Source organism: Streptomyces griseus subsp. griseus, assembly GCF_000720255.1.
Taxonomy (GTDB): Bacteria; Actinomycetota; Actinomycetes; order Streptomycetales; family Streptomycetaceae; genus Streptomyces; species Streptomyces griseus_I.
In genome coordinates this window covers 327,362-351,390 of the sequence record NZ_JOJE01000005.1, presented here as the reverse complement: position 1 = coordinate 351,390, position 24,029 = coordinate 327,362, and the positions used below count along the sequence as shown (strand labels likewise).

18 protein-coding genes and 1 pseudogene are annotated in these 24,029 nt (G+C 69.9%); 11 read left to right on the top strand and 8 right to left on the bottom strand.

The genetic code is table 11. From position 1 onward, the window contains the following. Positions 1-29: 29 nt before the first annotated feature. On the bottom strand, positions 30-830 hold the full coding sequence (locus IG99_RS44100) for an N-acetylmuramoyl-L-alanine amidase (protein ID WP_158973165.1): 801 nt from the start codon (positions 828-830) through the stop codon (positions 30-32). 448 nt (positions 831-1,278) lie between these two features. On the opposite strand from IG99_RS44100, the pseudogene IG99_RS09820 reads away from it, so the two are divergent. After that, positions 1,279-1,878 (top strand): annotated as a pseudogene (locus IG99_RS09820) (bifunctional 5,10-methylenetetrahydrofolate dehydrogenase/5,10-methenyltetrahydrofolate cyclohydrolase); the annotation flags it as partial. Positions 1,879-2,290: 412 nt separating this feature from the next. Here the strand turns inward: IG99_RS09820 and IG99_RS09815 are convergent. Beyond that, entirely contained in the window at positions 2,291-2,683 is a 393-nt protein-coding gene (locus IG99_RS09815) for an ester cyclase (protein ID WP_234311787.1), read from the bottom strand. A gap of 126 nt (positions 2,684-2,809) precedes the next feature. On the opposite strand from IG99_RS09815, the gene IG99_RS09810 reads away from it, so the two are divergent. Both IG99_RS09810 and IG99_RS09805 read left to right on the top strand, forming a co-directional pair. Next, positions 2,810-3,388: a PadR family transcriptional regulator gene (locus tag IG99_RS09810; RefSeq protein ID WP_037671927.1), complete on the top strand. Its 579-nt coding sequence runs from the start codon at positions 2,810-2,812 to the stop codon at positions 3,386-3,388. A gap of 20 nt (positions 3,389-3,408) precedes the next feature. After that, positions 3,409-4,392: an NADPH:quinone reductase gene (locus tag IG99_RS09805; protein WP_037671926.1), complete on the top strand. Its 984-nt coding sequence runs from the start codon at positions 3,409-3,411 to the stop codon at positions 4,390-4,392. Between the two features lie 187 nt (positions 4,393-4,579). Here IG99_RS09805 and IG99_RS09800 read toward each other — a convergent pair whose 3' ends face one another. Both IG99_RS09800 and IG99_RS51625 read right to left on the bottom strand, forming a co-directional pair. Next, positions 4,580-5,719, bottom strand: a complete 1,140-nt coding sequence (locus IG99_RS09800) for a TniB family NTP-binding protein (RefSeq protein WP_078947604.1) — start codon at positions 5,717-5,719, stop codon at positions 4,580-4,582. After that, a complete protein-coding gene (locus IG99_RS51625; protein WP_199815474.1) occupies positions 5,716-6,282 on the bottom strand; it encodes a hypothetical protein in 567 nt (188 codons plus the stop codon). The genes IG99_RS09800 and IG99_RS51625 overlap by 4 nt, the downstream gene beginning before the upstream one ends. Before the next feature lie 431 nt (positions 6,283-6,713). Between IG99_RS51625 and acnA the strand changes: the two genes are divergently transcribed. After that, a complete protein-coding gene (acnA, locus tag IG99_RS09790) occupies positions 6,714-9,437 on the top strand; it encodes an aconitate hydratase AcnA (protein WP_037672266.1) in 2,724 nt (907 codons plus the stop codon). 231 nt (positions 9,438-9,668) lie between these two features. Next, positions 9,669-10,757 carry a lytic polysaccharide monooxygenase auxiliary activity family 9 protein gene (locus tag IG99_RS09785; protein ID WP_051865089.1) on the top strand — a complete coding sequence of 363 codons (1,089 nt, stop codon included), beginning with the start codon at positions 9,669-9,671 and terminating at the stop codon, positions 10,755-10,757. Positions 10,758-10,846: 89 nt separating this feature from the next. Here the strand turns inward: IG99_RS09785 and IG99_RS09780 are convergent, their stop codons facing one another. Further along, positions 10,847-11,836, bottom strand: coding sequence for an acetylxylan esterase (locus IG99_RS09780; protein ID WP_037671925.1), 990 nt, complete (start codon positions 11,834-11,836; stop codon positions 10,847-10,849). A 223-nt stretch (positions 11,837-12,059) separates the two neighbouring features. On the opposite strand from IG99_RS09780, the gene IG99_RS09775 reads away from it, so the two are divergent. Genes IG99_RS09775 through IG99_RS09750 form a run of 6 tightly spaced genes read left to right on the top strand, consistent with a single transcriptional unit; the run spans position 12,060 to position 19,791 of the window. After that, positions 12,060-13,049, top strand: a complete 990-nt coding sequence (locus tag IG99_RS09775) for an ABC transporter permease (RefSeq protein ID WP_037671924.1) — start codon at positions 12,060-12,062, stop codon at positions 13,047-13,049. After that, entirely contained in the window at positions 13,043-13,915 is an 873-nt protein-coding gene (locus IG99_RS09770) for a carbohydrate ABC transporter permease (RefSeq protein ID WP_037671922.1), read from the top strand. The genes IG99_RS09775 and IG99_RS09770 overlap by 7 nt, the downstream gene beginning before the upstream one ends. A 35-nt stretch (positions 13,916-13,950) precedes the next feature. Then, the gene (locus IG99_RS09765) at positions 13,951-15,606 is read left to right on the top strand and encodes an ABC transporter substrate-binding protein (protein ID WP_037671921.1); all 1,656 of its coding nucleotides are present in this window, start codon (positions 13,951-13,953) and stop codon (positions 15,604-15,606) included. Further along, positions 15,603-17,111: a GH39 family glycosyl hydrolase gene (locus tag IG99_RS09760; RefSeq protein WP_078947602.1), complete on the top strand. Its 1,509-nt coding sequence runs from the start codon at positions 15,603-15,605 to the stop codon at positions 17,109-17,111. The genes IG99_RS09765 and IG99_RS09760 overlap by 4 nt, the downstream gene beginning before the upstream one ends. Continuing rightward, positions 17,108-17,788, top strand: coding sequence for a hypothetical protein (locus IG99_RS09755; protein WP_037671919.1), 681 nt, complete (start codon positions 17,108-17,110; stop codon positions 17,786-17,788). Before IG99_RS09760 ends, IG99_RS09755 begins: the two co-directional genes overlap by 4 nt. Beyond that, positions 17,785-19,791, top strand: a complete 2,007-nt coding sequence (locus tag IG99_RS09750) for a beta-galactosidase (RefSeq protein WP_037671917.1) — start codon at positions 17,785-17,787, stop codon at positions 19,789-19,791. The genes IG99_RS09755 and IG99_RS09750 overlap by 4 nt, the downstream gene beginning before the upstream one ends. Before the next feature lie 18 nt (positions 19,792-19,809). On the opposite strand, the gene IG99_RS09745 is transcribed toward IG99_RS09750, so the two are convergent. The 3 genes from IG99_RS09745 to IG99_RS09735 form a co-directional block, all read right to left on the bottom strand. Further along, positions 19,810-21,048, bottom strand: coding sequence for a vWA domain-containing protein (locus IG99_RS09745; protein WP_037672262.1), 1,239 nt, complete (start codon positions 21,046-21,048; stop codon positions 19,810-19,812). Between the two features lie 134 nt (positions 21,049-21,182). Next, positions 21,183-22,406 (bottom strand): AAA family ATPase, encoded by a 1,224-nt coding sequence (locus tag IG99_RS09740; protein WP_037671916.1) that lies wholly within the window; start codon positions 22,404-22,406, stop codon positions 21,183-21,185. A 101-nt stretch (positions 22,407-22,507) separates the two neighbouring features. Further along, positions 22,508-23,932, bottom strand: a complete 1,425-nt coding sequence (locus tag IG99_RS09735; RefSeq protein WP_037671914.1) for a hypothetical protein — start codon at positions 23,930-23,932, stop codon at positions 22,508-22,510. Between the last annotated feature and the right edge of the window lie 97 nt (positions 23,933-24,029).

Below are 24,029 nucleotides of genomic sequence, written 5' to 3'. Positions count from 1 at the left end.
CGGACCCGGTGGTGTCTCCGGGCTCTCGGTCAGGCGTTGACCGTGAAGCCGTGCCGTCGGCCGAGCTTGGTCAGTGATGGCTGGTCGGGGACGCCGTCTGCCGCGGCGCCCTCGTAGCCGAGGCGGCGCTGCCACGCCGCGTACGCCGTGACGGTGAGGCACTCGAAGTGGCCGTCGTCGCTGAGGTTGTCGAGCAGGCCCTCGGCGTGCAGCGCGCCCTCGATGAGGCGGACGCCGTCGGGGTAGGGCGGGAGGTCTTGTGCGGCGCCCGGATCGGAGGGGTCCAGGGTGACGAGGCGAGCGAGGTCGACGCTGGGCTCGCCGTCCATGTCCATCGCCAGGATCTCCTTCGCTCGGTCGATGATCCGGCCGCGCTGCGCCTTGCGCTTGTCACCGGGGCAGTGCGGGTGCCCGCCCCAGGCGTCGCCGCCCACTCCGTGCCAGGTCAGGCCGGGCTCGGTCGTGCTGTCCACGACCTGCAGCGGCCAGCCGAAGGTGGAGTTCCCCCAGGCGTAGATGTGCGCCACCCCCTCCACCTGGGCGGTGGTGAGCGCGGTGTTCGGGTGGCCCTCGGTCTCCACGCTGGCGTAGTACGGATTGCCCAGGTGCTGCGCGAAGGCGTAGTCGCGGCCGGTCTCGACGTACTGCTCGATCCGGCCCACGGTGCTGACCCAGAAGTCGGAGCTGGCCTGGTTGGCGGAGTTGTTGAAGTAGCCGAAGGGGCTGTTGGTGCCGTCCTGGACGTGCAGGACGAGGCCGCGGCGTTCGATGACACCGTTCTTGTGGGTGTTGACGACGGGCCGCCAGACGGCGCCGGGCATGCGTGCCACAGGTTCTCCAGGACATGGCCGAGGCTCCGGCCGGGACGGCACCGGAGCGGGAAGGGGCGGGACGGCTCTGTTCATGACGGTTCGAGCGTCCAGCCGGGTGCAGCTCAGAATGTGCACGTCCCGGCCGCGAATCCTGGGGATGACACGGACCGCATTCGGGTGGATGGAGGCGCGACCGGCGAGACGACTGTCCCGCGGGAAACCTCACGCGGGAAACCACTGCGGTGCCGGACCGGCCTGCCTCGCCTGAATTGGTTACCGCCGAGAGCGATCCGGCGATGAGCGCAAAGGCACGCCGGACGCTCGACCGCATCCTGGAGTCGGTGGAGTGACGAACGGCGCGGTCGCCGAGCCCGCTCGGGTGCCGGCGGCCGGCTGGTCGAACGGCGTACGGCGGCCACGTCCTCGATGACCTCTCGCAGTGAAGGTTGAGCTTTCTCATCGAAGGTTGAGTGGCGGGTCTGACGTGCACGGCATCCTGCTCCAGCACCCCTGTGGCCCGCACATCGACGAGCGAGCGGCGTTCGAGGCCATCGCTCCGGAGAAGGACGTCGACGGGGTCACGATGCATTCCTTCGCCGCGATGAGCTTCGCGCTGCCGGGCTTCGTGTCCTGCACGCCGGGCGGGATCATGCGGTTGCTGGAAGCGTACGACGTCGACCTCGCCGGCAAGCACGCCGTCGTGGTGGGCCGCAGCGCGATTCTCGGCAAACCGGCCGGGATGCTCCTGCTCGCCAAGGACGCGACGGTGACGTACTGCCACTCCCACACGACCGACCTGTCGGCGATCGTTCGGGAAGCGGACGTCGTGGTAGCCGCCGTGGGACGGCCCCGGCTGATTAGCGGTGAGGACATCAAGCCCGGCGCGGTCGTGATCGACGCCGGCTACAACCCGGGCAACGTCGGCGACGTGGACTACGACACCACCCTCACCCGAGCTCGCCTGATCACGCCAGTTCCCGGCGGCGTCGGGCCGATGACCATTGCCATCCTGCTCGCGCAGACCGTGGAAGCCGCCGCGTACCAGCTCGGAATGCAGCGCCAGTGACCACCTCGCGAGCATCTCGCTGACGCCGTGCGAGATTCCTGCTCAGAACGGAAGGCCACACTCTCAGCCCAACTGCTCCAACGGTTTCCCCACTGTCTCCCCAGACAGCCCGTCCGCAGCGGCCACTCAACTGTCCTTTGACAGCGAAGTTGGTCGGGCCGAAGTCGCTGACCTGCGCGGACTAACTTCGCTGTCAACGCAGTCGCGTGACGCTTCCTTCGGCCCGGACCCCCTGGCCGCCTGCGCCGACTGGGTTGGGTGGCAAGGAACGTCATGTGGAAGGCCAACCTCTTGCAGTGAACCTGCGTCGGCCGCCCGCGGGCCGGTGTGGGCCTTCCCCCTTTGCCGGGGCGACGTACCTCCCGGCAGCGGTAGTTCCGCGCGATAGCAGGCTCACGCGGCGCTACGAGGTTCACGGCGCCGGTAGGGAACCGATCTGCTGCATCACCCCGAGGAGGTCGGGCTGGCCGCGTTCGCCGACGATCCGGCCGTCGGCCAGGTAGTAGAAGTTCATGGCCTGCACCGAGATCTTGTTGCCGCTCGCCGGGATCCCGAAGAATTCACCGTCGTGGGTTCCCCGCATGGTGAACCGCGCGGCCACGGTGTCGCCTTCGGTGACTGTCTCCTCCAGCGTCCACTGGACGTCGGGGAAGGCGCTGCGCATCATCCCGAGGACTTCCATGTACCCATCGGGCCCCCGCAGTGGTTCCGGGTGGCTTGGCGCGTGGAACACCGCGTCCGGAGAAATGACCTCGTGGGCGAGATCCTCGTTGCCCGTGTTTATGAATTCGACGAAGCGGTTCATTACTGACTCGGTGGACTGCGATGGCATCTTGCTGTGCCTCTCCGGAGACGTTTGGGCGGGTGCCTGCGAGCGTAACATCGAATCGATGTTCACATCGATTCGATGTTCGCGTGCGAAGATGGACTCATGCTGGAACTCGCGATACTCGGCTTCCTCGCCGAGGCCCTCTTGCCCGGACACGAGCTGCGTCGCCGCGTCTCACAGCTGACCGGTTACACGCGGCCGGTCAGTGACGGCAGCCTGTATCCGGCGATCAACCGTCTGACCAAGGCGGGCTTGATCGAGCGGCGCGCCGACCCGGCCGCAGGAGCAGCCCGGTATGTGCTCAGCCTGACCGCGGCCGGGCGGGCCGAAATGCTTCAGCGCCTGCGCGAGCCCGCCGACCACGAGATCACCGACTTCACCCGGTTCTACGTCGTCCTGGCATTCCTCTCCCACCTGCCCGACGTGGCCGAACAGCACGCGGTGCTGCGCAGACGGTTGGACTTCCTGGAAGAACCGGCGAGCTTCTTCTACGACAACGAGCGGCCCCTGCGTGCCGAGGAGATCGCCGACCCCTACCGGCGGGGCATGCTGCTCACCGCCCGCGCCACCAGCCGCGCCGAACGGACCTGGCTGCGCGAGACCCTCGGGGAGAAGCCGCCCGCATTCGACACCGCATGCACCGACAGCGATCCACATGCGCCCGCCGCTCCCGCGAACTGACCGCCCCCGGAGGAACCTCGATGCTTGCTTCCTGGTACGACGACCAGGGCCCCGCCGCCGATGTCCTGCACGTCGGTGAACTCCCTGATCCCGCCCCCGGCCCCGGCGAGGTCCGCGTCCGCGTCACCGTCTCGGGCGTCAACCCCGGCGACACCAAGAAACGGCGCGGCTGGCTCGGCTCGTCCATGCCCTACCCGCGGGTGATCCCGCACAGCGACGCCGCCGGAGTCATCGACGCCGTGGGCGCCGGAGTCGACGCCCACCGCGTCGGACAACGGGTCTGGGTATACGGCGCCCAGTCCTACCGCCCCTTCGGCACCGCCGCCCAGTACACCGTCGTACCCGACCACCAAGCCCCACCCCTGCCCGACCACCTCAGTGACGAGCTGGGCGCGAGCCTCGGCATCCCCGGCATCACCGCCCACCGCACCGTCTTCACCGACGGCCCGGTCGACGGCCAACTGGTCCTGGTCCACGGAGTCCTTGGCGGCGTCGGCTCCCTGGCCGCCCAGCTCGCCCACTGGGCCGGCGCCACCGTGATCGCCACCGTCCGCCGAACCGCGGACCTCGACCACGTCGACCCGGCCGTCGTCTCCCACGCCGTCGCCCTGGACACCGGCGACCCCGCCGCTGCCATCCGCTCGTACGCCCCGCGGGGCGTCGACCGGATCATCGAGGTCGCGCTGTCCGACAACGCCGACCTCGACAACGCCGTCGCCGCCAACAATGCCGTCATCGCCGCCTATGCCACCCGCGCGGACCGCACCGAAATCCCTTTCTGGCCTCTGCTGTTCAACAACGTCACCCTGCGGCTGCTCGGCAGCGACGACTTCCCCGCCGAGGCCAAGCGCCAGGCCGCCCGCGACCTCACCTCCGCCGCCGCCGTCGGCGCCCTCACCGTCGACGTCCGCGACCGCTACCCGCTGGACGACATCACCAAGGCTCACGATCACATCGACACCGGCGGTGTCCACGGCCGCATCCTGGTCACCCTCCCCCAATAGCGCAGACTCGGAACACCGGCCCGTCACCAGCAACCCCCGTCTCATTGACGGCTACTGGATCGCTCACCTCACACGACTGAGTTCACTGTCAAAGAAGCCGAAACGACTGGGTTCGCTTCAAACGACTCGATTGGATGACAAGGGACATCAACCTGCGCTGCGAGCGATCAGCCGATCATGAGCTTTCTCATCGAAGGTTGAGCGGTTTCAACTCGGTCGTCTCCTTGAGCGCTTTCAGTCTCTGCTTCCGGCGGCGCCGGTATCCCCGTGATCGACAGGCATCCGAGCACCAGGGGTGGGGAAGCCCGTGCCGATCAGAGGGTGTGGGGTTTCCGCATCGTCTGCAGCCTGCTCGCTGTCGGATGACCAGGCGGCAGTCTCGCGAGCACCATCGCTCGGAAAGTGGTGAAGTGAAGGTGCTTTTGCATGCTTCACACACGTTTTCAACTGGCGGCTTCGGTGCTGGCCGGTATCGCTCAGGGTTGCGCAGGCGGTATGCCTTCTCTCGGAGGGAGTTCTCCAGGGTGGCGACCAGGCCCTGCCACTCGGTGTTGTAGGGCAGTGGGGCGGTGGGGACGAGGGTGAAGCGTCCGGCGATCTGCTGTCCCCGGGTGCCGTCGAACAGGCCCTCGCGTTCGACGTTGATTCCGGCATAGACGAACGTCGCCGGGATGCGCTCCGAGAAGTACTTCAGCGTGTCGGCGACCTCTGCTCCGGACCGGGTCATCAGCGAGATGTTGTGCAGCTCGTCAACGAGGACCAGTCCCACCCGGGCGTCTGTCAGCACGCCGCAAACCGACTCCAAGATGTCGGTGATGTTCCAGCGTCGACGGCTGGGAAGGCCGAGGAACCGGGCGAACTCGACCGCCACCATCCGGGCTGTCGCGGCAGGTGGGACGGTGATGTGGACGACCGGGATGCGATCGCCGACGCCGGGATGACGGGCCCGGTCGAGGAGCTCGTGAGCACGTCCGAGCTGAGTGATCGCCGTGGTCTTGCCCGTGCCGGCCGGGCCGGAGATCATCAGCCCGCGGCGGGCACTGACCGCGTGCCGGTTCAGCAGCACCAGACGGCGCCCGCAGGTGACCGTGTGCTGGACGGTCGAGGTGGCAACCACCAGCAGCCGGGTGTGGTGGTCGAGCCGGTCCTCGTCGTAACGGGTCCGGGCCGCGGGAGCGAGCGCATCGCGTTCGCCGTCGCTCAATAACCCGGGTATGACGGGCTGGTCATCGACGAACGCCCGCCAGCCAGCAAGGGTCGTCAGATGGCGATCCGGCTCCTGCGGGTCGTCGGCAGACTGGGCGAGGGGGCCGTGCGGTTGTGTCATCGGGTCTTCCAGGGGTCGGTGAGCGGATCGAACAGGCCCAGCGGGATCACCTTGGCCAGCGGATCTTCCTCCTCCGGCTGCGGCGGTTCGGGATCCAGCGCGGTGTTCGGGGCCCGCGGAGGTATCACCGTGGACGGGGTGGCCTTGGTGCGGGCGGCGACCTGCTTGTCCGGGCGGGAGCGCTTCCTCGGCTTCGACTCCGTGCCTCCGGGCCCGGCGTGTGCGCGAGTCAGCAGGGCCGAGGCCGCCTCCGCAATTTCCGCCTCGGTGCCCTCAGGCAGGCCCTGGGCGGCATGGTCCCAGGCCAGCTCACCGAAGGGGACCGGGGTGTGGCGCAGGTGCTTCCAGGTGGCTTCGATCCACTCGCCATCGCCGTCGCGCCAGCGGAGCCAGAACGGCTGGGAGGAGATCCCCACCACGTCCGGGGCGAAGTCCAGCAGGATCAGCCGGTCCCGCTCCAGCCACGACTCATAGCCCACATGGTCGCTGGTGGTCACCGCGTAGTACCAGCCCGGGAAACTGCGGGCGCCCTTGTTCCAGCGGAACCCGCGTACGGGTGCCACACCCTCGAACCGGACATCCCACCCGGCGCCTAACGCGACACGCCGACGTTGCCCGCCATCGAAGAAGTCCAGGTCGAAGGCGCTCAGCACAGGATCGCCGTACGCGCGTAACGGTTTCCCCACCGTCACCCCAGACAGCCATGTCTCGGCGACCACTCAACCTTCGCTGAGAATACCGAGCTGTCGTCAGCCTTCGCTGGGAATGCTCAACCTTCGCTGCGACGGATCATCCTCGAACCCGGGCATGACCAGCCCGGCCCCATGTACTAGAGTTATCTCGACATCGAGATATCTGCCGAGGCGCACCGCAGCCGTACGCACCATCGGTCTGGCAGTAAGGGTTGCCTAACTTAGCCTTACCTTAGCGGATCGGCCAAGCCCGCGTGGCGGCAGGATGCGGTGGTACGCGCACATCAATGAAGGAGACCGTCGTGTCGGCGAACAGCTTCGACGCCCGCAGCACGCTGCAGGTGGGCGACGAGTCGTACGAGATCTTCCGCCTGGACAAGGTGGAGGGCTCGGCCCGACTCCCCTACAGCCTCAAGGTCCTGCTGGAGAACCTGCTCCGCACGGAGGACGGCGCGAACATCACCGCCGACCACATCCGTGCCCTCGGCAACTGGGACTCCCAGGCCCAGCCCAGCCAGGAGATCCAGTTCACGCCGGCCCGCGTGATCATGCAGGACTTCACCGGCGTTCCCTGTGTCGTCGACCTCGCCACCATGCGCGAGGCCGTCAAGGAGCTCGGCGGCGACCCGGCGAAGATCAACCCGCTGGCCCCGGCCGAGCTGGTCATCGACCACTCCGTGATCGCCGACAAGTTCGGCACGAACGACGCCTTCGCGCAGAACGTCGAGCTGGAGTACGGCCGCAACAAGGAGCGCTACCAGTTCCTGCGCTGGGGCCAGACCGCCTTCGACGAGTTCAAGGTCGTCCCCCCGGGCACCGGCATCGTCCACCAGGTGAACATCGAGCACCTGGCCCGCACGGTCATGGTCCGCAACGGACAGGCGTACCCCGACACCCTGGTCGGCACCGACTCCCACACCACCATGGTCAACGGCCTCGGCGTCCTCGGCTGGGGCGTCGGCGGCATCGAGGCCGAGGCCGCGATGCTCGGCCAGCCGGTCTCCATGCTCATCCCGCGCGTCGTCGGCTTCAAGCTGACCGGCGAGCTGAAGCCCGGCACCACCGCCACCGACCTCGTGCTGACCATCACCGAGATGCTCCGCAAGCACGGCGTCGTCGGCAAGTTCGTCGAGTTCTACGGCGAGGGCGTGGCCGCCACCTCCCTGGCCAACCGCGCCACCATCGGCAACATGTCGCCGGAGTTCGGCTCCACCGCCGCGATCTTCCCGATCGACGCCGAAACGATCAACTACCTCAAGCTGACCGGCCGCTCCGAGCAGCAGCTCGCGCTCGTCGAGGCGTACGCCAAGGAGCAGGGCCTCTGGCTGGACCCGAAGGCCGAGCCGGACTTCTCCGAGAAGCTCGAGCTGGACCTCTCCACGGTCGTCCCCTCCATCGCCGGCCCGAAGCGCCCGCAGGACCGCATCGTCCTCGCGAACGCCGCCGAGCAGTTCAAGCAGGACGTCCGCGCCTACGTCAGCGACGAGTACGAGGCCAGCAAGGAGTCCTTCCCCGGCTCCGACGCCCCGTCGACGATCCCGAACGGCGCCCCGTCCAAGCCGGTCACCGTGACCGCCCCCGACGGCTCGACCTACGAGATCGACCACGGTGCCGTGACGGTCGCCGCGATCACCTCCTGCACCAACACCTCCAACCCGTACGTCATGGTCGCCGCCGCGCTGGTGGCCAAGAAGGCGGTCGAGAAGGGCCTGACCCGCAAGCCGTGGGTCAAGACCACCCTCGCCCCGGGTTCCAAGGTCGTCACCGACTACTTCGACAAGGCGGGTCTGACCCCGTACCTCGACAAGGTCGGCTTCAACCTCGTCGGCTACGGCTGCACCACCTGCATCGGCAACTCCGGCCCGCTGCCGGAGGAGGTCTCCAAGGCCGTCAACGACCACGACCTCGCGGTCACCTCGGTCCTCTCCGGCAACCGGAACTTCGAGGGCCGTATCAACCCCGACGTCAAGATGAACTACCTGGCCTCCCCGCCGCTGGTCGTCGCGTACGCCATCGCGGGCTCCATGAAGGTGGACATCACCAAGGACGCCCTGGGTGTCGACCAGGAAGGCAAGCCGGTCTTCCTGGCCGACATCTGGCCCTCCGAGGCCGAGGTCAACGACGTCGTGGCGAACGCCATCGGCGAGGACATGTTCAACAAGTCCTACTCCGACGTCTTCGCGGGCGACGCCCAGTGGCAGGCGCTGCCGATCCCGACCGGCAACACCTTCGAGTGGGACGCGGAGTCGACGTACGTCCGCAAGCCCCCGTACTTCGAGGGCATGGCCCACGAGCCGTCCCCGGTCACCGACATCGCCGGTGCCCGCGTGCTCGCCAAGCTGGGCGACTCGGTCACCACCGACCACATCTCCCCGGCCGGCGCGATCAAGGCCGACACCCCGGCGGGCAAGTACCTCACCGAGCACGGTGTGGAGCGTCGTGACTTCAACTCCTACGGCTCGCGCCGAGGCAACCACGAGGTCATGATCCGCGGCACGTTCGCCAACATCCGCCTGCGCAACCAGATCGCGCCGGGCACCGAGGGCGGCTACACCCGCGACTTCACCCGGTCCGATGAAGGCGCCCCGGTGAGCTTCATCTACGACGCCTCCCGCAACTACATCGAGCAGGGCATCCCGCTCGTCGTGCTCGCGGGCAAGGAGTACGGCTCCGGCTCGTCCCGCGACTGGGCCGCCAAGGGCACCGCGCTCCTCGGCGTCAAGGCCGTCATCGCCGAGTCCTACGAGCGCATCCACCGCTCCAACCTCATCGGCATGGGCGTCCTGCCGCTCCAGTTCCCGGAGGGCCAGTCCGCGGCGACCCTCGGCCTGACCGGCGAGGAGACCTTCTCCTTCACCGGCGTCGAGGAGCTCAACAACGGCACCACCCCGCGCACGGTGAAGGTCACCACCGACACGGGCGTCGAGTTCGACGCGGTCGTCCGCATCGACACCCCCGGCGAGGCCGACTACTACCGCAACGGCGGCATCATGCAGTACGTGCTGCGCAGCCTGCTCCGCAAGTAGCGGATCCGGTACGGCGGTCAGGGCCGCGTCCTCCGAGCGGGGGCGCGGCCCTTCGCCGTGCGAAGCCGTTTACAACTGGACCGCTCGGCGCTACCTTGCCCAACAGGTGGGGTGGGAGCGCTCCCATCCCGGTGGACCGGAACCCGCCGAGGGAGCGCCCCACCCTCCCGTCCCTCCTGTCCGCACGTTCGCCCCCACCGTCGAGCGAAGGGACGTATCTCTGTCATGTCTATGACAAGATCGACGACCCCCCAAGGAACACCCCGATTACCGCACCCCACCTCTCGCGGCGCCCTCTTCCTCGTCCTGCTGGCCCTGCTCACGACGATCCCGGCCCTCGGTCTGATCGTCACGGCCGGTGGCAAGGCGGAAGCCCACGGCACCCCTATGAAGCCCGGCAGCCGCACCTTCCTGTGCTGGCAGGACGCCCTCACCGACACCGGTGAGATCAAGCCGATCAACCAGGCCTGCAAGGCGGCGCAACAGGTCAGCGGAACCACGCCGTTCTACAACTGGTTCTCCGTGCTGCGCTCGGACGGTGCCGGCCGCACCCGCGGCTTCGTGCCGGACGGCGAGCTGTGCAGTGGCGGCAACCCCAACTTCACCGGGTTCAACAAGCCCAGCAGTGAATGGCCGCTCACCCACCTCACCTCGGGCGCGACCGTCGACTTCTCGTACAACGCCTGGGCGGCGCACCCGGGCTGGTTCTACGTCTACGTCACCAAGGACGGCTTCGACCCGACCAAGACGCTCACCTGGAACGACATGGAGACCCAGCCGTTCCTGAGCGTCGACCACCCGCCGCTGCACGGCAGCCCGGGCACGGTCGAGGCCAACTACTCCTGGGCGGGCAAGCTGCCCGCCAACAAGTCGGGACGGCACATCATCTACATGGTGTGGCAGCGCTCGGACAGCCAGGAGACGTTCTACTCCTGCTCCGACGTCGTCTTCGACGGCGGCAACGGCGAGGTGACCGGCATCCACGACCCGGGCAACCCCCCGACCGAGCCCCCGCCCGGCGCCTGCACGGCCACCCGCAAGACGACCGGCAGCTGGAGCGGCGGCTACCAGTCCGAGGTGACCGTCACCAACACGGGCAACGTCCCGATGCTCGGCTGGATGGTCAACTGGACGCTGCCCGGCGGTCAGAAGGTCGACAGCCTGTGGAACGGCAGCGCGACCTACACGGGTCAGGACGTGATGGTCCACAACGCCGGCTGGAACGGATCACTGGATCCGGGGAAGAGCGCGACCTTCGGGTACGTGGTCACCGGTTCCGGCGGTGATACCGCGACGACCCTGCCCTGTCGGGTCGGCTAGGGCCGTTCAGCCGTTCAGCCGTTCAGCCGCGTGCCGCGGACCCGGTGGGCAGGAGCCGTCTGCCCGCCGGGCCCGTGGTCGTTCCGGGTTCAGATCCCGAACACCCCGCGCAGCCAATCCAGTTGGCGGCGGACCTGTACCGCTTCGCCGCCCTCGTGGCCGTTGAACGGATACGCGTGGATCTCCTTGCGCGGGCTCGCGCCGGTCAGCTCCCCGTAGCGGTTGAACGCGGCGTACGCCCCGCTCGGCGGGCAGACCGTGTCGCGCAGGCCGACTCCGAAGTGGGCCGGGGCGTGGGCGCGCCGGGCGAACGAGACGCCCTCCAGATAGGACAGCGTGCGGTACGCGTCGTGTTCGGCGCCGCGGTGGACGGAGAGGTACGCGGCGATCTCGCCGTAGGGGCCCGCGTCGGTGAGGTCCAGGGCGCGCCGGATGCCGCACAGCAGTGGGGCGGTGACCACGGCGGCGGCCAGGTCGGGCACCAGCCCGGCGACGGCCAGCGCGAGTCCGCCGCCCTGGCTGTTGCCGACGGCGGCGGTGCGTGAGGCGTCGACGCCGGGCAGGGCACGGACCGCGGCGACCGCGCGCACCGCGTCCGTGATGAGCCGGCGGTAGTGGTGGTCGTAGGGCGAGAGCAGGCCGCGTACGGCGGGGCCGGGGCCGCCCGGCGCGGTGGCGTGCGGGTCGGGGGTGTGACCGCCGTTGCCGTACTGGTCGCCCTGGCCGCGGTTGTCCATCAGCAGATGCGCGTACCCGGCGTTCACCCAGGTCAGCCGCTCGTGGGGGAGGCCGCGACCGCGCCCGTAGCCGGCGTACTCGACGACCGCCGGGAGCGGGTCGCGGACCCCGGCGGGCCTGCTGAACCAGGCGCGCACCGGGTCGCCCGCGAAGCCGCGGAACGTGATGTCCCAGCTGTCCGTCAGGCGCAGGCCGTTCTCCACCGGCCGCACCGACACCAGGACCTCCGCCGGAGCGGCCTCCTTCAGGGTGGCTTGCCAGAACTCCGTGAAGTCCGGGGGCTCCTGGGGGTCGGGCCGGTGGTCTTCCAGCTCCCTCAACGGCAGGTCGAACGCGGGCACGGCACCTCGCAGGAGTCGGTCGGAACGCGGAAACTTGCGATGGAGAAGGGAATGCGACGGGTGTCATACCCAGTCGCATGCGTATCTCAACGCCCCGCGGCCACCTGAACGGATCGCCGCAACACCCATTGACAGCGGTTTCTCACTGCCCTTAAGTTGCCGCGAGTTACCGGTAAGCGCTCGAAAGTTTCGGTTGTCCATCCGTCCCCCGGGAGGCCCGAGCATGAGCACCACCACGTCGGCTCCACCCCCCGGCACCCAGGACCCACCCCCGGCGAAGGCCGCCACACGTCCCGCGCGCGCGGCCCCGCGCCCCGGCTGGCGGCGCGCCCTGCGCCGGGACTGGCAGCTGTACTCGCTGGCTGTCCTGCCACTGCTGTTCTTCCTGGTCTTCCGCTATCTGCCGATGGTCGGCAACGTGATCGCCTTCCGCCGCTTCCAGCCGGGCGGCTCGATGTTCGGCGAGCAATGGGTGGGGCTGCGCTATGTGCGCATGTTCCTCAGCGACCCCACCTTCTGGCAGGTGTTCCGCAACACCCTCTGGCTCGGCGGGCTCACGCTCGTCTTCTGCTTCCCGATCCCGATCGTGCTCGCGCTGCTGCTCAACGAGGTACGCCGGCACTCCCTGAAGCGGTTCGTGCAGTCGGTGTCGTATCTGCCGCACTTCCTGTCGATCGTGATCGTCGCCGGCATCACCCTGCAGATGCTCGCCTCCGACGGCCCGGTCAACCACGCCCTGGGTTGGCTCGGGCACGAACCGATCCGCTTCATCCAGGAACCGGAGTGGTTCCGCACGGTCTACGTCGGCTCCGAGATCTGGCAGACCGCCGGCTGGGGCACGATCCTGTATCTGGCCGCGCTCACCACGATCGACGAGGACCTGTACGAGGCCGCACGCATCGACGGTGCGGGACGCTTGCGGCAGATCTGGCACGTCACCCTGCCTGGCATCCGCCCCACCATGATCACGCTGCTGATCCTCAACGTCGGCACGTTCATGGCGGTCGGCTTCGAGAAGGTCCTGCTGCTGTACAACCCGCTGACCTACCCGACCGCCGACGTCATCTCGACCTATGTCTACCGGGCCGGTGTCGAGTCCAACAGCTTCAGCTACGCCGCCGCCATCGGGCTGTTCGAGGCGGTCATCGGGCTGTTCCTGATCACGTCGGCCAACCTGCTCTCGCGCCGCACAGTGGGGACCAGCCTGTGGTGAAGCCGAGCCGTTCCCGCCGTGTCTTCCAGGGCGTCAACGGGGTGATCCTCACTCTCGTCGTGGTCGTGACCCTGTATCCCTTCGTCAACATCGTCGCGAAGTCCTTCAGCGGTGAGCGCCAGATCAGGGCCGGTGAGGTCACCCTGTGGCCCAAGGGGTTCAACCTCACCACGTACAAGATCGTGTTCCAGGACTCGATGTTCTGGCGGAACTACGGCAACACCGTCTTCTACACGGTCGTCGCCACCGCCGTGGCCATGGTCCTGACGACCTGTTACGCCTACGTCCTGTCGAAGAAGCACCTCAAGGGGCGCACCGCGCTCGTCGGCATCGCCGTGTTCACCATGTTCTTCACCGGCGGCCTGATCCCGAACTACGTCCTGGTCACCAGCCTCGGTCTGAAGAACAGCGTCTGGGCGATCGCCCTGCCCAACGCGATCAGCGTCTTCAACCTCCTGGTGATGAAGGCATTCTTCGAGAGTCTGCCGACCGAGCTGGAGGAGGCCGCGCAGATCGACGGCCTCAGCACGTACGGCACCCTCCTCAGGATCGTGCTGCCGCTGTCGAAGGCGGTCGTCGCGACGATGGTGCTCTTCTACTCGGTGTCCTTCTGGAACTCGTGGTTCAGCGCCTTCCTCTACATGGACCGGACGGACCTCATGCCGGTCACCGTCTATCTGCGCAACATCATCCAGGGCGCCACCGACGGCGCCGGCGCCGGCGCCGCCAACGAGCAGCTCAGCCAGGTCGGCGCGAGCATCCAGGCCGTCACCATCGTTCTCACCGCGCTGCCGATCCTGTGCGTGTACCCGTTCGTCCAGCGCTACTTCGTCTCGGGCGTGATGCTCGGCGCGGTCAAGGGCTGATCCCCTCAACTCACCCATGGAACGAAGGAGTTCCCGTGAAGAACGCAGGTGCGCTGTCGCGGCGTCAGATGCTGGCCGCCGCCGGTTTCATCGGTCTCGCCACCCTCACCGGCTGCGGCAGCGGCGACGACGGAGGGGATTCCAAGGACCTGTCCAAGAAGCAGAACGGCGCGATGAAGGAGTACCGCGCCGGCCAGCAGTTCAAGGCAGCGAAGCCGCTGTCCTTCTCTCTCCTGCACAACAACAACCCGGTCTATCCGACGAAGAGCAGCTGGCTGTTCTGGAAGGAGGTCACCCGGCGCACCGGGATCACCCTGAAGCCGGTCGACGTCCCGCTGGTGGACTACGAGAAGAAGCGCAGTGTCCTCATCGGCTCGGGCGACGCCCCCTTCCTGATCCCCAAGACGTACCACCCCTCCGAGGTCGCCTTCGTGTCGTCGGGCGCGATCCTCCCGGTGAGTGAGTACGTGCACCTGATGCCCAACTTCCAGGCCAAGGTGAAGAAATGGAGACTGGAGCCCGAGCTCGACTCGATCCGCCAGTCCGACGGCAAGTACTACCTGCTGCCCGGCCTGCACGAGAAGGCCAAGGCCGGCTACTCGCTGTCCTTCCGCACCGACGTCCTGGCCAAGCACGGCCTGACCCTGCCGACCAGCTGGGACGAGGTGTACGACGTCCTGAAGGCACTGAAGCAGGAGTACCCCGACAAATACCCCTTCACCGACCGCTGGAGCACGAACACCCCGTTCCCCTGCGGTGCGTTCTTCAGCTATCTCGGTCAGGCGTACGGAGTCAGGGCGGGCTGGACGTACGACAACATCAGCTTCGACACCAAGGCCCAGAAGTTCGTCTTCACCGCGGCGACGGACGGCTATCGCCAGATGATCGAGTACGTGCGGAAGCTCGTCGCCGAGAAGCTGCTGGACCCGGAGAGCTTCACGCAGCAGGACGACCAGGCCGTGCAGAAGCTGCTGGCGGAGAAGTCCTATGTGATCAGCGCCAATCCGCAGGAGCTGGTGCAGAAGTACCGCTACCAGCTGGGCAAGCAGGTCAAGGGCGCGACGATCGAGATGATCCCGGTGCCACTCGGGCCGGCGGGACCGGTGGTGCTGGGCGGAGCCCGGCTGGAGAACGGCGTCATGATCTCCAGCAAGGCGCTCAAGAGCGACAGCTTCGTCGCCATGATGCAGTTCGTGGACTGGCTCTGGTACTCGGACGAGGGCCAGCGCTTCTGCAAGTGGGGCGTCCAGGGCACCACGTACACCTACAACGGCGGCCAGTACGAGCTGAAGCCCGGCATCAGCCTCATGGGCTCCGACCCGGACGCCCCTAAGGACCTCCAGAAGGACTTCGGCTTCTTCAACGGCGTCTTCACCTACGGAGGCAGCTGGGACCTGGTCTCCTCCTCGTTCAGCCCGGACGAAAAGAAGTTCCAGGACGCCATGACCCAGCGAAAGCAGTTGCCGATCGATCCGGCCCACCCGCTGCAGTCCATGGAGCAGGAACAGGCGACGCTCTGGGACACCCCCCTGAAGGACCACGTCATCCAGAACACGCTCAAGTTCGTCCTCGGCAAGCGCCCGCTCTCCGAATGGGACGCCTACGTCGCCGAGTTGAAGGCGAAGAACATGCAGCAGCTCGTCGACATGCACAACAAGGCCTACGAACGGTTCAAGAAGGAGAACGGGTGATCCGCGTCCCCGCCACCGAGACCGGCCGGCTCTCCGAGGCCTGGCGAGCCTGCGTCGGCACCGGCCGCATCGAGCTCGCCCTGCGCCGCGACTACCAGGACTCCCTCGCCCTGCTCCAGCGCGAGATCGGCTTCCGGTACATCCGCGGCCACGGCCTGCTCAGCGACGGCATGGGCGTACACCGCCCTTACGACCGGGAGGGCGCCCGGCACGTCCACCACTCCTTCACCTACGTCGACCAGGTCGTCGACGCCTACCTCGATCTCGGCATCCGCCCGTTCCTCGAACTCGGCTTCATGCCCGCGGGGCTGGCCTCCGGCGAACAGACGGTCTTCTGGTGGAAGGGCAACGTCACCCCTCCCCGCTCCCACCAGGAGTGGGCCGCCCTCGTCCGCGCCACCCTCGCCCACCTCGTCGACCGTTACGGCCTCGACGAGGTCCGCACCTGGCCGATCGAGGTGTGGAACGAGCCCAACCTGCCCGACTTCTGGCAGGGCGCGGACGAGGCGGCGTACCACCGGTTGTACGAGGTGACCGCGCACGCCGTGAAGGAGGTGGACGCGAGCCTCCAGGTCGGCGGTCCCGCGATCTCACCGGGCGCCGACGAGTGGCTGGTCCGCTTCGCCGAGTTCGCCGAACGCCGGGACGTGCCCGTGGACTTCGTGTCCAAGCACGCGTACACCTCGGGACCGGCCCAGCGCGTGCCGTTCGCTTCGTACCAGACGCTGGCGCCCGCGCGGCACCTCCTCGACCAGTTCGCCACGCCGCGCGACCTCCTCAAGGACACGCGGCTCGCCGGACTCCCCGTCCACATCACCGAGTTCAACTCCTCGTACTGCCCCGACAACCCCATCCACGACACCGCCTTCAACGCCGCGTACCTGGCCCCCGTTCTCGCGGGCGGCCACGAGCACACCGACTCCTTCTCCTACTGGACGTTCAGCGACATGTTCGAGGAGGCCGGCGTTCCCACCGCGCTCTTCCACGGCGGCTTCGGGCTGCTCACCCACCGCCAGGTGAAGAAGCCGACGTACCACCTGTACGCGTTCATGGCGCGGATGGGGGAACAGCTGCTGGCGCGCGGCGAGGACCACCTGGTGACGCGGCACGCGGACGGCCGGGTCACCGTCCTGGCCTGGGCGCCCGTGGACGCGAGCGGTGAGACGCCCGGCCCGCAGCGCCATGCCGTGCGGCTGTCCGTCCCGGTGGGCGGGGCGGAGGCGTTCGTACGCCGTTCCACCGTGGACGAGGAGCACGGCAACGCCCGTACCGCGTGGCAGCGGATGGGCAGCCCGCGCTCGCCCCGCCCGCACCAGCTCGACGTCCTGCACGAGGCCGCCGAGCCGGCGCGCGGTCACCTCCGGCTGCCCGTCGAGGACGGCCGGGTCGCCCTGGACCTCACGCTCACCCGCCACGAGGTCACCCTGGTCGAGATCAGCCCGGTCGAAGAGGAAGCCCTGCCCTGGTCGGACGAGCGCCGGCTGCTCGGAAAGGACCCTCGATGAGCACCCCTTCGGTCGCCTTCGGCGCGGGCCCCCTCTCCCGGGCCGCCGCCCTGATCCACACCCTGGTCACCGTCGAGGCCCTGCTGCTCCTGACCGCCGCACCCGGCCTCGCCGGTCTGCTGTTCATCGGCACGGACCCGGCCAACCTGCCGCTCGCCGCGCTCTGCCTGCTGCCGCTGGGCCCGGCCCTGTCCGCCGCGCTCTACGCCCTCCACCACCGCAGCCGCGAGCTCACCGAACTCCATCCGGCCCGTGCCTACCTGCGCGGCTGGCGGCTCAACGCCCTGCCTTCCCTCGAGCTCTGGGTACCGCTGGTGGCCTGGCTGACCGTGATCGCCTTCACCCTCACCCACTTCGCCGCCACCGGTCTGCCCGGCTGGTGGGCGGTGCTGCTCGGGGCCATCGGCTGCGCCTCCCTCCTCTGGGGCGCGCACGCGCTCGTCCTCACCTCCCTGTTCGCCTTCCGCGCCCGGGACACCGCCCGCCTCGCCGGGTACTTCCTGCTCCGGCACGGCCGCGCCACCCTCGCCGCCGCCTCCCTGCTCGTCCTCGTCGGCGGCCTGACCGCCCTGCTGACCGAGGCCGCGCCCGCACTGCTCGCCGCCCCCCTGCTGCTCTCCCTGCTGCACACGAGCCGCCCGGTGATCGCCGAGACCCAGGAGGACTTCACCGCATGACGCCCAAGATCCTCTACGGCGGCGACTACAACCCCGAGCAGTGGCCGGAGGAGGTATGGGACGCGGACCACCGCCTGTTCACCGGGGCCGGCGTCGACACGCTCACCGTCGGCGTCTTCTCCTGGTCGCTCACCCAACCCGCCGAGGACACCTACGACTTCACCGTCCTCGACCGCGTCCTGGACCGTGCCGCCGCCGAGGGCCGGGGCGTCTGCCTCGCCACCGGCACCGCCGCCCTCCCGCCCTGGCTCGCCAAGAAGTACCCGGAGGTCAACCGCACCGACTTCGAGGGCCGCCGCCACCGCTACGGGCAGCGGCACAACTTCTGCCCCAGCTCACCCGCGTACCGCCGCCTCGCCACCGGGATGGCCGGGCGCCTCGCCGAACGGTACGCCGAGCACCCGGCGCTGCTCGCCTGGCACGTCAACAACGAGTACGGCGGCGCCTGTTACTGCGACCTGTGCGCCACGGCCTTCCGGGGCTGGCTGCGCGAGCGGCACGGCACCCTCGACGCCGTCAACGACGCCTGGTGGACCACCTTCTGGTCCCACCGCTACACCGACTGGGACCAGATCGAACCGCCGAGCGCCCTCACCGAGCACTGGCGCGGCCCCGACCACACCGCCTTCCAGGGCATCACCCTGGACTACCAGCGCTTCATGACCGACGCCCTGCTCGGCTGCTTCACCGCCGAGAAGGAGGCCATCCGCGTCCACGACGAGGACACCCCGGTCACCACCAACTTCATGGGCGCCTACCGCCCCCTCGACTACCACCGCTGGGCGCCCCACCTCGACTTCGCCTCCTGGGACAGCTACCCGCCCCTCGACGCTCCGCCCACCCGGCCGGCCCTCGGCCACGACCTGATGCGCGGCCTGAAGGACGGCGCCCCCTTCTGGCTCATGGAACAGACCCCCTCAACCACCGCCTGCCGCGACGTGAACCCCCTCCGGCGCCCCGGCGAACTCCGCATCGCCACCTGGCAGGCCGTCGCCCACGGAGCCGACGCAGCCCTCTACTTCCAGCTGCGCGCCTCACGCGGCGCCTGCGAGAAGTACCACGGCGCGGTCATCGGCCACGCGGGCCGCGACGACACCCGCGTCTTCCGCGAGGTGGCCGCGCTGGGACGGGAGTTGGCGGAGCTCGGGGACGTCACACTCGGCGCCCGCACCCCGTCCCGCACCGCGTTGCTCTTCGACTGGGACAGCTGGTGGGCGCTGGAGATCTCCGACGGGCCCTCCCGGCTGGTCCGCTACCAGGACGCGGTGCACGCCTACTACCGGGCCGCCCGCGAGGCCGGCGCGGACGTGGACGTCGTCCCGGTCACCGTCGACCTCACCCCGTACGACGTGGTCCTCGCCCCCGTGCTGCACCTGGTCAAGGGGGACCTCGCCGAGCGCCTGGAGGCGGTGGCCCGGCGCGGTGGCAGCGTCCTCGCCACCTTCCTCAGCGCCCGCTCCGACGAACACGACCGCGCCTTCCTCACCGACGTGCCGGGGCCGCTGTCCCCGCTGCTGGGCATCCGCGTCGACGAGTGGGACGCCCGGCCGGAGGACGTCGTACAGCCCATCACCATCGGCGACTTCCGCTGCGAGGCCCGCCTCCTCTTCGAGATCGTGCAGCCGCGCGGCGCCGAGCCGGTCGGCACGTACGGCACGGACTTCTACGCGGGCACCCCCGCCGTCACCCGGCACGCCTTCGGCGCGGGGGAGGGCTGGTACGTGGCCACCGCCCTCGACCAGCGGGGCGTCGACCACGTCGTACGGCGCGTCCTCGCCCGCCACGACCTGATCGGCCCGTACGCCGGCCATGCCACGGTGGAGACCGCGACCCGCGTCGCCCCCGACGGCACCCGACTGCTGTTCCTCCTCAACCACGCGGCCGACCCTGCCCACCTGACCGCCCACACCACAGCCACCGACCTGCTCACCGGCAAGCGGGTCGAGCGGGGCGAGCCCCTGTCCCTCGATCCGCTGGGGGTGGCGGTCCTGCGCGCCGAGTAGACCGTCGCGCCGACCGGGTCAGCCGATGGTGACGACACGTGCCCAGGCCGGCGGTGTGTCGGGGACGTAGTCCGGGTTCCGCTCGTTCGTCCGGGCGGGACGGGAGAAGAGGCCGACGACGGTACGGCACGGCGGCGCGGTGGGCCATGGTGTCTGGCCGTCCGTCAGGGCGACGATCACATCCGGGCGGGGCCGTGAGCGCAGGGCACGGGCAAAACCGGAGCGCAGATCCGTCCCCCCGCCGCCGATCAGCGCGATGTCCTCGGCGCGGCAGAGCGGGGCGGCGATCCCGGCCGCCGCGTCACAGGAGATCACCGAGACCAGATCACGGCGCCCGCCCACCGCCCGGGCGATCGCCGCCACCTCCAGCAGTGCGCTGCCCAGCTCCGCGTCGCTGACCGACCCGGAGGTGTCGATCACCACGCAGACCCGGGGCGGGGTACGCCGCAGGCTCGGCAGCAACACCCCGGGGACGGCGGCCGAGCGCCGGGACGGACGCCGGAGGGTGTGGTCCTCGCCCACGCCGGGCGCACTCGCCGCGGACCGTAGCGCCGCCCCCAGCAACTGCCGCCACGGCTGCGGTGGGTGGAACGCCTCGTCGGCCCATCGCCGCCACCCGTCCGGGGCGTCGCCCGGCCGCCCCTTGATCCCCTCGGCCACCCGGAAACGCACCGCGTCCCGCTGCTGCCTGGTCAGCCCCTGGGCCCCGTCGGGCCCCAGCTCCCACGGCCGTTCCTGCCCGTCGGCCCCGCTGCCGCAGTCCAGCCAGGCCAGGTCGGCGGCGAGCCCGGACAGGGACGCCCTGCGCAGGTACTCCTCCATCAGCAGCCCGTCGGGAAGCCCCAGCAGCGACGGAAGCAGCGCCCCGGCGGGCCGGGGCAGACCATCGCCGTAGATGTCGTCGTTGATCTCGAAGTCGGCGGCGATGTTGCGCCGCAACCTCCCCCAGCTCCCGGCCTGGGGGGCCTCCGCCCCGCCCCGCCCGCCCGGCCCGTGCTCCTCGTTCTCGCGCGCGTAGCGCTCGCCCCGCGCGTGGTGGTCCCGGAGCAGATGGGAGACCTCGTGCACCCAGACGCCCGCCAGCTCCTCCACCGGGGTCCGCGCCACGAAGCCGGGTGAGACATAACAGCGCCAGTGCGCGTCGACCGCCATCGTCGGCACCGACCGGTCCTCCACCACGTGCAGCGCGAAAAGGGCGTCGGCGAGGTAGGGGCGGACCTTGACCGCGTGCAGCCGGGCGGCCAGCAACTTCTCCATGTCCAGGGGGAGCCGGAGGTCGCCGGCCGCCGGCCCGCCCGCGCCGGCCGGCGGTGTGGGCAGCGTGGCCCGCACCGGGCGCGGCGGCGGAGGCGGGGACATCGGCCGCGGCAACGGCCGCTTCGCGGGCCCCGTCATCGGTGCCCACCCTGGACCGGTCCGGCCACGGCCCGCTCCACCGACCGGTCCGCGCGGTCGGCGATCCCGACGATCGCGGCCAGCCGGTCCACCGCGTGCGGAACCTCCCAGTCGTCGCGCCGCAGCGAGGCCAGTGCCTTGGCCGGGGCGACCAGCAGGTCCGGGGCACCGGTCTCCAGCGCACGGACCAGCACCGCCCAGCCCGCCTCCCACCGGTCCCGTTCGGGCCGTGCTCCGACGGCGGCCACCACCGCCTCCAGCGCGGCCTGGCGCAGATCGCCCCGCTCCGGCAGTTCGGCGGAGGCCGGGTCGGACAGGAGCGACTCCGGGTCCGGCAGGTCCATCCGGTCGAGATGGGCGAGGAGTTCGAGCCCTGGTCCGTCTCCCACCGCGCCCCGCACCAGCAGAGCCAGCACCTCCCGGGAGACCGCGGCCGCGGTGCCGAACGCGAGCAGGGTCAACGCGGTCTCCCAGCTCCGGGGCGAGGGCCAGGCTCCGCCGCGCCGTGTCTCGCTGCTCGGCAGCCGGTGGATCAGCGTCGGCCGGGCCTTCAGGAAGCCGCAGACCACCCGCCGCGCGAAGGCCACCGCCTCCGGCAGCCGCTCCGGCCGGAGGAGGGGCAGCTCGGCCCGGGGCCAGACCCCGCCCAGCCCTCGCACCACCACGTCCTGGTCGTGCACCCAGTACAGGTGCACGAACCGGTTGGCCAGCGGCGGGCTCAGCTCCCACCCGTCCGCCGCCGAGGCACGCGGATTGGCGGCGGCCACGATCCGTACCCCCGGCGGCAGTTGCAGGGCACCGACCCTCCGCTCCAGTACGACCCGGAGCAGTGCGGCCTGGACGGCCGGGGTGGCGGTGGAGAGTTCGTCCAGGAAGAGCAGCCCCCGCCCCGCTCGGACGAGCTGCACGGCCCACTGCGGCGGTGCCATCGGCACGCCCTGCGCCGCCGGGTCGTCGCCCACGATGGGCAGTCCCGAGAAGTCGGTCGGCTCGTGGACACTCGCGATCACAGTCGTCAGCGGAAGGTCGAGGGACGCGGCGAGCTGGGTCAGCGCCGCGGTCTTGCCGATGCCCGGCTCTCCCCAGAGCAGCACGGGCAGGTCCGCCGCGACGGCCAGGGTGAGCGCTTCGAGCTGGTCGTCGGGGCGGGGTTCGGTGGTGGAGGTCCGAAGGAGCGTCAGGAGGTCGTCGGCGAGGGTGAGTTGGGTGCTGGACGTCATGAGGCATCACCTGGGTGGCATAGGGGGCACGGGACAACCCGGGCCGGATGGCGTGGTGCGTGCGGCGAGGAATGCGCGCGAGAGGGTGTCGGGGGACGCGGTCAGCCGGCCAGGCCTGTACGGGGCCGGCCCCGGCTGCTCCGCTTGAGGCGCATCGCGTGAGGCATACGGCGGTCGATCCGGGGGCGGTGGGCCGGCTCCGTCCGCCCCGCGCCCGCGGCGTCACCGCCCGCTGCCGCGCCGGCGGCGGGGTGCGTGGTGACCAGCCCCGAACGGAAGAGTCCGTGGTCGATACGGCGGGCCGCGGCCGACTCCAGTTCCTCCCGGAGCGGACCGTCGCGCAGGACCGCGGCCGGACCGAGCAGCCCTTCGACCACGGCCAGCGCCCCGGCCACGTCACCGTGGCCGAGCCGCTCCCGGACCGCGGGAAGCGCCTCCGGGTTGCGGTGCGCCGTGTCGATCGCCCGCAGACAGGGCAGCCCCGGCCCGCCGAGCGCCACCAACAGCTCCTCCCGGCGCAGTTGGGCCGGATCGTGGTCGATCGCGGTGAGCACCCCGCCCCGCAGCGCGATCCGGTGGACCTCGCCCCGGCACTCCACCCGGTGCGGATCACCCGGCGCGGCGGCGGGTTCCGAATCGTGTGCCGCCACCGAGCCGCACGCCGTCAACGCGGCGGCGACAAGAGGATGCAGCCGTTCGACCGCGACCAGCCCCGCCCGCACCAGCTCCAGATCCGGAAGGACCCGGGCCGCCGCCTCCGGCAGCACCGGAAGCGCGGCGACCTCCTGCGGCGGCAGTGCCTCCCGCAGCGGCCGGAATGTAGGGGCATGGCTGTCGTCGGGGGCGACGAGCTCGAGCACGGCACGGCTGCGCGCACCGAGCCGCACGGTGAAGGCACCGCGAGGGCGGCCCTCGGCCCGTAACAGCGTCTCCGCCTCGGCGGCCCAACGTACCACCGCCCACGAGGAGTCGGAGCCCCCGTCGCATCGTCGTGCCAACTCGCCGCTCCGCCCGGCGTCCCAGAGGTGCCGGTGCAGGTCGAGCCGGAAACGCCGGTCGGGATGCGGGTGGGGATGGTGCCCGGGGCGGCCGCGGAGGCTGTTCCCGGACTCCTGCCACAGGGACAGGGACATCCGCTGCCCGGCGTCGGCCCAGGCAGGCGGTGTCCGCACCACCAGATGGAGCGAACCGGCACCGGAACGCCGGTAACGCGCAAGGGAGAGGGTGAGACCGGGCCGGAGCCACCCGTCGGGGGCGATCCGGGGCATGTGCCAGCGCAGCAGGTCCGGCGCCAGACGGCGCAGATCCGCACGGAGCCGGGTGGCGAGATCGGTGCCGTGGCGGTCGCGCACGGCGCGCAGATCGAGATCGACGTCGATCCGGGCGGCGGCGCAGGCCCCCGCCCAGTCACCGGCCGCACGCCGCGCGGTCGCGGTCTCGATCATGGACAGTGGCACGGCGTACTCGCGCACGCGCTGCCACATCAACAGGTGGGTCGGAATCCCGTTCGCGAAGTGATGTGCCATCAGCACTCACCTTGCGCGGACGATTCCCCCAATCCGAGCGAGGAGAAGTTCATCATCGGCGGCATCATAAGCATCACGATCAGGATCTGTCAGCACG